Annotated in this window: 11 protein-coding genes; 8 read left to right on the forward strand and 3 right to left on the reverse strand. The window is 66.1% G+C overall.

Translation table 11 applies throughout. The features are described from left to right. Positions 1-89: 89 nt before the first annotated feature. The 3 genes from ACN2C7_RS17230 to ACN2C7_RS17240 are packed head-to-tail and all read left to right on the forward strand — an operon-like array spanning position 90 to position 3,855. The gene (locus tag ACN2C7_RS17230) at positions 90-1,457 is read left to right on the forward strand and encodes an MBL fold metallo-hydrolase RNA specificity domain-containing protein (protein WP_419318605.1); all 1,368 of its coding nucleotides are present in this window, start codon (positions 90-92) and stop codon (positions 1,455-1,457) included. Continuing rightward, complete coding sequence (locus ACN2C7_RS17235) at positions 1,454-2,974, forward strand: thymidine phosphorylase family protein (protein ID WP_419255717.1); 1,521 nt, start codon at positions 1,454-1,456, stop codon at positions 2,972-2,974. The genes ACN2C7_RS17230 and ACN2C7_RS17235 overlap by 4 nt, the downstream gene beginning before the upstream one ends. Next, complete coding sequence (locus tag ACN2C7_RS17240) at positions 2,971-3,855, forward strand: ribose-phosphate pyrophosphokinase (protein WP_419318607.1); 885 nt, start codon at positions 2,971-2,973, stop codon at positions 3,853-3,855. Before ACN2C7_RS17235 ends, ACN2C7_RS17240 begins: the two co-directional genes overlap by 4 nt. A gap of 363 nt (positions 3,856-4,218) precedes the next feature. Here the strand turns inward: ACN2C7_RS17240 and ACN2C7_RS17245 are convergent, their stop codons facing one another. Next, complete coding sequence (locus tag ACN2C7_RS17245) at positions 4,219-4,593, reverse strand: erythromycin esterase family protein (RefSeq protein WP_419318609.1); 375 nt, start codon at positions 4,591-4,593, stop codon at positions 4,219-4,221. 146 nt (positions 4,594-4,739) lie between these two features. Between ACN2C7_RS17245 and ACN2C7_RS17250 the strand changes: the two genes are divergently transcribed. The 5 genes from ACN2C7_RS17250 to ACN2C7_RS17270 all read left to right on the forward strand — a co-directional run bounded on the left by ACN2C7_RS17250 (position 4,740) and on the right by ACN2C7_RS17270 (position 8,478). Further along, complete coding sequence (locus ACN2C7_RS17250; RefSeq protein ID WP_419318611.1) at positions 4,740-5,768, forward strand: AraC family transcriptional regulator; 1,029 nt, start codon at positions 4,740-4,742, stop codon at positions 5,766-5,768. A gap of 127 nt (positions 5,769-5,895) precedes the next feature. Then, positions 5,896-6,528, forward strand: coding sequence for a GNAT family N-acetyltransferase (locus tag ACN2C7_RS17255; protein WP_419318613.1), 633 nt, complete (start codon positions 5,896-5,898; stop codon positions 6,526-6,528). Next, complete coding sequence (locus ACN2C7_RS17260) at positions 6,525-7,376, forward strand: hypothetical protein (protein ID WP_419318615.1); 852 nt, start codon at positions 6,525-6,527, stop codon at positions 7,374-7,376. The genes ACN2C7_RS17255 and ACN2C7_RS17260 overlap by 4 nt, the downstream gene beginning before the upstream one ends. Continuing rightward, positions 7,373-8,071, forward strand: a complete 699-nt coding sequence (locus ACN2C7_RS17265) for an HAD family hydrolase (protein WP_419318617.1) — start codon at positions 7,373-7,375, stop codon at positions 8,069-8,071. Before ACN2C7_RS17260 ends, ACN2C7_RS17265 begins: the two co-directional genes overlap by 4 nt. Before the next feature lie 143 nt (positions 8,072-8,214). Next, positions 8,215-8,478, forward strand: coding sequence for an aminotransferase class V-fold PLP-dependent enzyme (locus tag ACN2C7_RS17270; protein ID WP_419321494.1), 264 nt, complete (start codon positions 8,215-8,217; stop codon positions 8,476-8,478). Between the two features lie 26 nt (positions 8,479-8,504). Here ACN2C7_RS17270 and ACN2C7_RS17275 read toward each other — a convergent pair whose 3' ends face one another. Both ACN2C7_RS17275 and gabT read right to left on the reverse strand, forming a co-directional pair. Further along, complete coding sequence (locus ACN2C7_RS17275; protein WP_419318619.1) at positions 8,505-9,995, reverse strand: NAD-dependent succinate-semialdehyde dehydrogenase; 1,491 nt, start codon at positions 9,993-9,995, stop codon at positions 8,505-8,507. Beyond that, a complete protein-coding gene (gabT, locus tag ACN2C7_RS17280) occupies positions 9,995-11,278 on the reverse strand; it encodes a 4-aminobutyrate--2-oxoglutarate transaminase (protein ID WP_419318621.1) in 1,284 nt (427 codons plus the stop codon). The genes ACN2C7_RS17275 and gabT overlap by 1 nt, the downstream gene beginning before the upstream one ends. Positions 11,279-11,308 lie beyond the last annotated feature (30 nt).

Here is an 11,308-nt window from a genome sequence, read left to right on the forward strand (position 1 = left end):
GGGTTGAAGCCATGAGCTCAATTAGGCTGCACGCCGCCGCCGGCCCTGTTTATGGTGAAGGCTGATCGCGTCAGATGAAGTAGGAATGGATGTCCAAGGCCAGCCTGACGTTTCTCGGGGGTGCGGGCACGGTCACCGGCTCCCGCCACCTGCTTCAACTCGGCGGGCGCAAGGTTCTCGTCGATTGCGGATTGTTCCAGGGCCTGAAGGCGTTACGTCTGAAGAATTGGGCAGAGTTTCCGGTAGACCCGGCCGGCATCGATGCAGTCGTGCTGACTCACGCGCACCTCGATCATTCCGGCTACCTGCCAAAGCTAGTGCGCGAAGGCTTTCAGGGACCCATCTTCTGCACCAGCGCCTCGGCCGACCTCTGTGAACTCCTGCTGCTGGATAGCGCCAAGATCCAGGAGAGCGATGCGGAATTCGCCAACCGTCACGGCTTCTCCAAGCACAAGCCCGCCCTGCCGCTGTACGGCAAGCGCGACGCGCTGCGCGCGCTGGAGCAGCTGCGCGCCATCGACTTCGACACGCCCACAGACCTTGGGCACGGCGCCAATCTGCTGTTCCGCCGCGCCGGGCACATTCTAGGAGCGGCGAGCGTTCAACTGCGCTGGGGCGGCAAGACTTTCGTCTTTTCCGGCGACATCGGCCGCTACGATGACCCCCTGATGCACGACCCAGTCTCCGTGGCTCAGGCGGACTACCTGCTGGTGGAGTCGACCTATGGCGATCGACAGCACGCGCAGGTCGCTCCGGCCGACGCCCTCCTGGAGGCAATCCAACGGACCACGGCGCGAGGGGGGACCGTGATCATCCCCGCCTTCGCGGTCGGTCGGGCCCAGGAGCTTCTCTATCTGTGCTGGCGTCTGAAACAGGCGGGCCGCCTGCCACTGACGCCCGTCTATCTCGACAGTCCTATGGCCATCAACGCCAGTGGCATGCTCGAGCGGCACCCGCACGACCATCGTCTCTCGCCTGATGAGTGCCGAGCCGCGATGGCCTCAGCGACCTATGTGCAGGACGTGGAGGAATCCAAAGCGCTCAGCCACAATGGCATGCCGAAGGTGATTATCTCGGCTAGCGGCATGGCCACCGGGGGGCGCGTTCTGCACCACATCAAGGCCTACGGACCAGACCCCAAAAACACGATCCTGTTCGCCGGTTTCCAGGCCGCTGGCACGCGCGGCGAGGCCCTCATCAACGGTGCGCGGGAAGTGAAGATCCATGGCGGTTTCGTTCCCGTCCGCGCTGAGATCGACAACCTGCCCATGCTCTCGGCTCATGCCGACGCCAATGAGATTCTGCGTTGGCTTGGCGGCTTCGAGCGACCGCCCAAAAAGACCTTTATCGTGCACGGGGAGGCCGGCGCTTCGTTGGCGCTGCGGGAACGGATCGAGCAGGAACTCGGCTGGTCCTGCGTGATCCCGGCCGAGGGAGACGAGCAGGTTCTTTCGTGACCGACGGGTCGCAGCCGCCCCTGCCCGTCCTAACCGCGCGCCGGTTGGGACTGCTGTCACAACATGACTCCATCGTGCTGATGCGTGAGGACAGCCCGGTCTGCCGGTCGGAGGGCCACGGCCCACGCTCTCAGGTGCTGCTGATGGCCCACGGCCGCGAGGTGATGGCGACCCTCTATCAGGTTACCGGGGGCGAACTGGTGCAGACGAACGAGGCGGGGCTCTCCGAGGCGGCTTGGGAACGACTGGGGGTGGCCGACGGAGACGAGATCCATGTCCGCCATCCGCCGGCCCTCACCTCGATGTCCAGCGTGCGCCGCCGCGTGTACGGCAAGCGCCTGGATGCTCCCTCAATGGCTGACATCATTTCCGACATTGCCGCAGGCCGCTACAACGACGTCCATCTTTCCGCCTTTCTGACCGCCTGCTCGGCCTTGCCACTGGACCGTGACGAGGTCGTCCATCTCACCCGCGCCATGGTGCAGGCCGGCGAACAACTCAGCTGGAATTCACCGGTCGTGATCGACAAGCACTCGGTGGGTGGTTTGCCGGGCAACCGCACCACGCCGATCATCGTAGCCATTGTCGCGGCGAACGGACTGGTAATCCCGAAAACCTCGTCCCGGGCCATAACTTCTCCAGCCGGCACGGCCGATACCATGGAGACCTTGACCAATGTCGACCTCAACCTCGCGGCCATGCGCAGGGTGGTCGAACAGGAAGGCGGCTGTCTCGCCTGGGGCGGCGCCATGCGGCTGAGCCCAGCCGACGACGTGCTCATCCGGGTGGAGCGGGTGCTCGACATCGACACTGAAGGCCAGCTGGTGGCCTCCGTGCTCTCAAAGAAAATCGCAGCCGGATCCACCCATGTGGTGCTCGACATTCCCGTGGGGCCAACGGCCAAGGTTCGCTCCGATGACGACGCCGACGCCATCTCCGACGCGCTTACTCATGTGGCGCGGGTGTGCGGCGTTGAGGTCCGGTGTGTGCGCACCGATGGTGGTCAGCCGGTCGGTCGCGGCATCGGCCCCGCCTTGGAGGCGCGCGATGTCCTGGCCGTCCTGCGCGGCGAGCCCTCTGCTCCGTCGGACCTGCGCCGCCGCGCCTGCCTGCTGGCCGGCGCGGCGCTGGAGCTGGCGGGCCGCTGCGGTCTCGGCGAGGGGACCAGGCTGGCGGAGCGGACCCTTGCGGACGGACGGGCCTGGGCGAAGTTTCAGCGGATTTGCGAAGCCCAGGGTGGCCTACGGGAGCCGCCACGTTCCGTCGTCAGCCGGCCGCTTTTGGCGCAGCGGTCAGGCCGCGTCATGACCATGAACAACCGCACCCTCGCGCGGCTCGCCAAGCTAGCCGGCGCCCCGGATGACAAGGCTGCGGGAGTCGAGCTCCATGTCCGCTTGGGAGACGAGGTCGCGGCGGGCGAACCGTTGCTGACGGTCCACGCTGAAGCCCGGGGAGAATTAGCCTATGCTTTGGACTATGCCGCCGCCAATCCCGATATGCTGAGCATCGAGGCATGACCCTGCGACTGGTTCTGCCGCTACCCGGCAGTGAGGCCTTTTCAGCCCGGCTGGCCGGCGCCGGCGGCTTCGAACTTGGCGGGCTGGAATTTCGGCGCTTTCCAGACGGCGAACGCTACCTGCGGATTGACGTCGATCCGAAGGGGCGGCCGGTCGACATTGTCTGCGCGAACGCCGACGAACATTTTCTGACCCTCGCATTCGTAGCGGACGCCCTCAGGGACCTCGGCGCATCGGAGGTCACCCTTGTGGCCCCCTACCTTGGCTATATGCGTCAGGACGCCCGGTTCCGCCCGGGCGAGGCCGTGACGTCCCGCACATTCGCACGCCTGGTTTCCTGCCTTGTGGATCGCCTGATTACGGTCGATCCACATCTCCATCGGTTCTCACACCTTGACGAGCTCTATAAGATCCCCTGCGTCGCCCTCCGCGCCGCGCCGCTGATCAGCGAGTGGATTGCGCGCGAGGTGGCAAACCCCCTGATCATCGGGCCCGACGCGGAGAGCGAACAATGGGCGGCGGAGATCGCGAGCAGATGCGGCGTACCCTATGCGCTGTTGTCGAAGACGCGGCAGGGCGATCGCGACGTCCAAATCGCTATGCCGGATCTCGGACTGCACGCCGGGCGGCAACCCGTCCTGATCGACGACATAGCGTCATCTGGACGGACATTGATCGCGGCGAGCGCCGCACTGCGCAAACAGGGCTTTCCCGCCCCCGTGTGTGTCGTCGTTCACGCGATTTTTGTGGCAGACGCCTTCGACAAAGCCTCCGCAGAAACCCTACGCATCGTCTCAACAGACACCGTGGCCCATGCCTCAAATACGATCTCTATCGCATCCCTCATCGCCCAAGCCCTAGTCGGGCTCAACGATAGCTAGACGAGAGACGGCATCCCCGCGCGAGCCTGTCGGACCGCGTGCACTGGCAGGGATGAAAAACCTGTCGGCGCTTGCCGTGGCGGTCGATTGTCGCAGGCAAAGCTACCGAATGGCCGATTATCTCACCGGATTCGGCAGGCGGGCAGCAGAAGCCCGGCGACGTCGCGCCCGGCCCGCCGCCGACCCTCGGGTGTCTGCATCCCGATGAAATGGCGTACAAGGACGTGGGTCTCGACGGTAGCGGCCGGCCCATCATCGTCGACCAAAAAGGTTGCCGTGGCGGTTCATGCGGCGTGGCGTGAAGCGCCGCCCCCCCGACCGCCGTGAACGGTTCCGCCTCGCCTCGGGTCGCTGTCGCCGCAATCATAGACCGAAGGGATAGGTATCGTCCTCGCCGGCGCGAACCTCGGTCGCCAACGGGGTCACTGCCCGCGTCCGATCGAACCAGACGAAGGCGTCGTACTGTTGGGACAGGCTGGCGTGGGCGTAATGGCTCAGGCGCTCGCTGTCGGGGCGATAGACAACGCCGACATAGCGTTCCAGCCGCGGCTCATGCAAATCGGCCCGCAGGGCCCCATTGTGACCCGGCCGCAGATCGATGAGGAACCGTTCGACGCCCACCGCGTGGCACCACGCCTCATAGCTGTCAGGGCGCGAGGGCTTGACCGTCTTGACCTCTGCCGGTGCGTCCCAGTCGGAAGCCGCCATCACCGTGCCGCTGTGAGTGTGTCGTTGCAACCTAACGCGTACCCATTTCCAACCCAAGACAGTCAATAACGCGAAGCGGTCGCAAGTCGGCGCGAGCTCGCGGCGCCGTGCCATAACCCTTCTTCCAAACGGGCGCCGGACTGGACAAAGCGCCGCTTTTCGAGTTCAGGCGAGGCATGAGCCAAGAGAATCCAGAAGAGAAAGTCCAAGGTTCATTCTTCGACTCGCGCGGCATGTCGATCCGCGAGGCTACGGTGGGCTGGGCCCAGGCCCTCAGCGTGATGTTCGACGTCCGGATCGGCGGCGACGACGACCACTTCCAAGGCCAGGCTGGCGGCTATGCGCTGGATCAACTGCTAGTCGGACGCAGTCGGTCAACCGCTCAGGCCTTCGACCGGTCTCGCTATCGCACCGCCCGCGACGGGCTTTCGAACTATCTGCTGCAATTCTACGTCGAGGGCGCCTGTGGACAGCGCCACAGCGCCTCGGACGCCTGGACCAGGCCCGGGGACTTGCTGATCATCGACCTTGCCCAACCGCTGGCCACTGCGGCCAGCGACTTCGAGAACCTCAACCTCTTCATCCCCAGGCGTTTGCTTGCGCCCCTGCTCACAGCCCCAGACACCCTCCATCTGACTGTGCTGCGCCGAGAAGAGCCGCTCGTTTCCCTGCTGTTCGGGCACCTGCAGATGCTGATCGAACTGGCCCCGTCTTTGACGCTCAGTCAGGCCGCCAGACTGGTGCGTCCCACCGTGGAACTGGCCGCAGCCACGATCAATGGCCAGATCGATGACACCGTGGCGACGAGCGCCAACCAGTCTCTGCTGGAACAGATTTGCCACTGCCTCGAAACCCAGCTGACAGACCGCTCGCTTACGGCCGAAGCTGTCGCCGGCCGGTTCAGCATGTCCGAGCGCAAGCTCTATTACCTGTTCAAGGAGTTGGGCGGATTTTCCGGCTATGTCCGGCAGCGTCGGCTGCACGCGGTGCGCGCGCGGCTGGCCGAGCCGGAGGCCGGGGGCGAAACGATCGCCAGCATATCCGAGGCCTACGGCTTCACCCACCGGTCCAGCTTCGTCTCGGCGTTCCGCGGCCTCTATGGCATGACCCCACGCGAGTTCCGCAGCCTGGCGGCCGCACGCGCGCCCATGCTCGACGCCGGCTCGCCCGCCGACTGGCGGCGCTGGATCGCCGAGCTGCGCTAGTCCGCACAAATCGCCCGGTGAAATTGCGCTCCGCCGTACATTGAGCCACAGGCGCCCGACGTTCACTTTCCTTTCCCCCTGAGCTCCTTTCCTTCCACGCCTGAGCAAGCGTTCAGGGCAAAGATCGATGAGCATTTTCGGGTCCAAAATCTATGCCCGCCGTAATGGCGTTTGCCTGTGCGACTGGGACGGCGACGCCCAGAACGACTACGCCCGGCTGGTGTCGGACCCGCGCGTGATGGCCTTCATTTCGGATGGCAAGCCTCGGTCGTTCGAGCAGGCCGCCGGCGAGGTCGACGCCTTCAATCTGGAACTTCAGACGCGCGGCTGGTCACGCTGGGCGGTGAGGCGCGAGGAAACTGGCGAGTTTCTTGGCTATTCGGGGTTCGCGCAGAAGGAACACGGCATCAATTTCGGCCAGCGCTTTTTTCCCAAGCTGTGGCGCTCAAGGGCGCCGATGGCGGCGGCGCATATGGCCTTGGAGTACGGGTTCCTGAAGCTGGGCTTCGATCAAATCCACACCTTGACCAACCTGAACCACACGATGGCGATCCGGCTGAACCGTAATTATCTGGGCGTCGACGATGACTATGGCGTCGTCTGCGACACGCCGTTTGGTCCCCACCTGCGCATTGATGTCACCCGCGCCATGTTCCTGTCCGGGCTGCAGCGTAACCGCCAGCGGATCTTCGCCCGCGCGGTCCGCGCCGCTGGACAAGACACGACCCCAGACTTCAGTCCCCCGGTGACCTTGGCATGACGCGCCCGCCCTCCGAGGCGCCGGTAAGCCACCTTTGCGACCTGGAGACCTGGCGCACCGGAACAGGACCACCCCTATGGTATTGGCCGCTCGGGATCGCCCTGGCGGCCAGCCGGCTGGCGCTGGCCATCCTGGTCGCGCCGCTGGCCATGGCGTTGCCGCCGAGTGTTTCCTCGCGGCTGTTTCCTCTGATCCGCAGGGCGATGGGCGTGCGCGTCATCGTCAACCTCCCCCGCGAGGAGGTGGTCCATCTGACTGACGGCTGCGTGGTGGCCCTCAACCATGTCAGCGTATTCGACCTGTTGGCGGTGTGCGGACAGCCCCAGGCCTGTATCGCTATTGGCCAGGACGGCGGCGCGCTGGGCCGGGCGACCGCCATGCCGCTGGCGCGCGGCTCAGGCGCTCAGCTATGGCGCGTCGCCGACCGCAAGACGCTGGCCCGCCACATCGCGGCCTGGCGCAAGCATCCCTCCGGAACCAGCCTCTACGTGTCGCCGGAAGAGACCATCGGTAACCAGCAGGGCCTGTTCCAGTTCCAGCCGAGCTTTCTGGCCCGCGGGTTCCCAGTCGTACCGACGGCCCTGCGACTGACTACGCCTTTTGGCCTGAACGCCGATCCGCTGTTGTCGTCCAAGCCGGCCAACGTCCTGCGCTTGCTGGCCATGCCCGCCGTGACGTTCAAGCTAGACTACCTGCCCCGGTTGGCGCGCGCGCCGGACGAGTCCAAAACCGCCTTCGCCAAGCGCGTCCAGCAGGCGATCGCCGACCGTCTGGGCGCCGCCGCCACCGACTGGCGGCCACAGGACAAGCACGCGCTGCGCGCGCGGCTGAGGCGTGGCGAGACATGAACCGCTCGCTCTGGGGCTGCAATGTCATCTTCGACTATGACCAAACTCTGGTTCCCGAAGAGAGCTTGCAGGAAGTGCTCAAGCTCAGTCTTCGCCGTCGCCACGATAGTGAGGCCAGAATAGCGGCCCTGCAGGCGCGCTCGCAGCGGTTCATGGCCGGCGCCGCGCGCCCGGAGGATCCCCTGATACTGCTAGGGGCCCTGTTGTCGATCCAGCGAGAAGCGATCGACGACTATATCGCCGGGGCGCTGGATCGGATCACACCGTTCCGCCCCCTGTTCCAGTCGCTGCGCGGCCAGGGGGCGCGGCTGTTCATTGTTTCGGCCGCATTTCACGACTGGTTAGGACCGATCGGGGCCGCCTGCGGCTTTCCGGCTGAGGCCATCGCCGCCAATCGCCTGTGCTGGATCGGAAGGCAGGCCGTGGGAGTGGGCGACTGGACTCTGCTGACGTCCGTCGACAAGACCGCTCTGGTTCGGCGATGGGGGCGTAGGGGCGCCATGAGCGGACCCACGGTAATAGTCGGCGACGGGGCCAGCGACTTGGCCATCCACGCCAGCGGCTTGGCCCAAGGTTTCGTCTCCGCCAGCTACTACGCCCATGGCGTGACCGCCGACGGAGACCTCGCTCGGCGCGCATCGGCGATCGAGGATCTGGAGCCGATGATCGTGGACCTCCTGGTTCGCATCTCCTGACAGAACTCATCGATTGCAGGCCGCCCGGGCTTGCTGGCCCATGGGTTGCGCGCGGTTGACGCGCCGACCTGTTCCAGGCGCGGGTTCGGACCGGCTCACCGCGGCGAACCATCGTTGTAACCACGATCGAGTACAGATCAGGGCTGGAGCCCACCGTTGCGCTGGAGCGTGAAGGCCTTCGTTGCGTTGCGGCGCCAGTCGGGATCGATGGGACGGTCGACCTTCGCGCCCTCGCGGGCCTGATCGGTGACGACACACTTCTTGTTTGCGTCATGGCAGCGAGCAACGAGACGGGGGTTCTTCAATCTCTCGAAGCTGTCGTGGCGCATGCGCAGGCTGCCGGCGGCCTGAGGCGGGGCGCGCAGTGCGGCGCCGCCGCCGCCGCCTCGGGGCTGGTCATACCGTGAGATCGGGCCGCCGCGCTTGAAGCCCCCTAAACGGGGGCCGGCGCGAGGCCCACGCACATCATCTTCAGCTCCATGTACTCGTCCAGGCCAAAGTGAGAGCCCTCGCGGCCCAGCCCCGATTCCTTGATGCCGCCGAAGGGCGCCACCTCGGTGGAGATCAGGCCCGTGTTGAGTCCGACCATGCCATACTGAAGCCCCTCACCCATCCGCCAGGCGCGATCGAGATCCCGGGTGAAGACATAGGACGCCAGGCCCGCCCGGGTATCATTGGCCATTGCCAGGGCCTGGGCCTCTGTCTCGAAGCGCACCAATCCGGCCACCGGCCCGAAGGTTTCCTCGATGTTCAAAAGGGCCAAGGGCGGCACATCGATCAGGACCGTCGGCTCGAACCAGGTCCCCGACGTCCCAAACCGCCGGCCGCCGGTCAGCATCCCGGCTCCGCCCGCCACCGCGTTGGCGATGTGGCGCTCGACCTTGTCGAGCGCCCCGGCGTTGATCAGCGGCCCCTGGTCGGTAGCCCCTTCCAACCCATCACCGACCCGCAGCGCCTTGACCCGGTTCGTCAACCGTTCGGCGAAAGCGTCGTAGATGCCGGCCTGAACCAGAAGTCGGTTGGCGCAGACACAGGTCTGACCGGTATTGCGAAACTTGCTGGCCATCGCGCCCTCGACCGCGGCGTCGAGATCAGCGTCGTCGAACACGATGAAAGGGGCATTGCCGCCCAGCTCCAGCGACACTCGCTTGACCGTGCCCATGCAAGCCGCGGCCAGCATCTTGCCGACCGAGGTCGAGCCCGTGAAGGTGAACTTGGCGACACGAGGGTCGGTCGTCAGCACCGCTCCAATTGGAGCCGGCGGCCCGGTGACAATATTGAACACCCCCGCCGGCAACCCCGCCTCCTCGCCCAGCAAGGCCAAGGCCAGGGCCGAGAATGGCGTCAACTCCGAGGGCTTGAGCACGACCGTACAGCCAGCCGCCAAGGCCGGCGCCACCTTGCGGGTGATCATGGCCGCCGGGAAGTTCCAGGGCGTCACCGCCGCCACCACGCCCACCGGCTGCTTGAGCACGACAATCCGCTTGTCTGCCTGATGCCCCGGTATCACCTCGCCATAGGCGCGCTTGGCTTCTTCACCGAACCACTCAATGAAGCCGGCGGCGTAGGCGACCTCGCCCTGCGCCTCGGCCAATGGCTTGCCCTGTTCGGCGGTCATCAGCCGAGCCAGGTCATCCCGGTGAGCCATGACCAATTCGAACCAGCGTCGCAGGATGGCGGCGCGGTCCTTGGCCGCGCGCGCCGCCCAGGCCGGAAAGGCCGCGTGAGCGGCGGCCACCGCGCCCAGGGTTTCAGCCTCGCCCAGGGCCGGGACTGCGCCCAGCACCTTGCCATTGGCCGGATTGGTCACCTCAATGACGGCGTCACCGGTGACCCAGACGCCATTGATCCAAGCGGCTTCGCGCAGCAGGTCGGGACGTTTCAGGGCCAGACGGGCCCGCTCGCCAAGGTCGTGCCGCGTCATCAGGACACCATCGCCAGGGACGCCTCGAGGATATCGAGTCCCTCGTCGAGGATGGCGTCGGGAGTCGTCAACGGCGCGAGCAGACGGATGGTTTCGCCGAATACGCCGCAGGACAGCAGGATCAGACCTTTTTCCAGCGCCCTGACGGTCAAGGCCTTGGCCTGGGCCCCGTCCGGCTCACCGCCGCCGCGGGAGCGGACGATGTCGAAGCCGATCATGGCCCCGGGTCCGCGGATCGAAGCGATCGGCAGCAGATCGTTGCGCTGGCTCATGGCCAGCAACCTGCGCTTGATGTGTTCCCCCTGGACATTGGCCCGATCGAGCAGCCGCTCCTCGGCGATCACATCCAACACCGCCAGGGCGGCGGCGCAGGCGATCGGTGGTCCGGCATAGGTGCCGCCCAGACCGCCGGGCTCGGCCGCGTCCATGATCGCCGCGCGACCGATGACACCGGACAGCGGGAAGCCGCCAGCAAGCGACTTGGCCACGGTGATCAGGTCCGGCTCAACCCCGCTGTGCTCGATGCCGAACATCTTGCCGGTGCGACCGAACCCCGCCTGGATCTCATCAGCGATCAGCAGGATGCCGTGCCGGTCGCAGAGCTCACGCAGCGCCAGCAGCAGTTCGGTCGGGGCCGGCTGGAAGCCGCCCTCACCTTGCACCGGCTCGATGATGATCGCCGCCACCCGTTCAGGTTCGACATCGGCGCGGAACAGGAACTCCAGCGCCCGCAGACTGTCTTCGACCGACACGCCGTACTGCGGCACGGGAAACGGCGCGTGATAGACCTCGGCCGGCAACGGGCCAAACAGCCGCTTGTAGGGGGCGACCTTGCCGGTCATCGCCATAGTCAACATGGTGCGACCATGGAATCCGCCGGTAAAGGCGATGACCGCCGAACGGCCAGTCGCGGCGCGGGCCAGTTTGACGGCGTTCTCAACCGCTTCGGCGCCAGTGGTGAACAGGATAGTCTTGGCCGGCCCGCTGAACGGGGCCAGAGCGTTCAGCCGCTCGGCCAGGGCGACATAGGGCTCGTAGCCCACCACCTGGAAGGCGGTGTGAGTGTAGGCGTCGAGCTGGTCGCGCACGGCCTGCAGGACCTTCGGGTGCCGGTGGCCCGTGTTGAGCACGGCTATGCCGCCAGCGAAATCGACATAGCGCTTGCCCTCGACATCCCACAGCTCGGCATTCTCGGCCCGGCCGGCGAAGATCGGGGTGGCGGTGGCGACTCCGCGCGGCACGGCGGCGAGGCGGCGGGACAGCAGATCAGCGTTGGCGGACATGAAGGTGCGACTCCGGAAAGCGTGGACAAG

Source organism: Caulobacter sp. ErkDOM-E (assembly GCF_048541895.1).
Classification (GTDB): domain Bacteria; phylum Pseudomonadota; class Alphaproteobacteria; order Caulobacterales; family Caulobacteraceae; genus Caulobacter.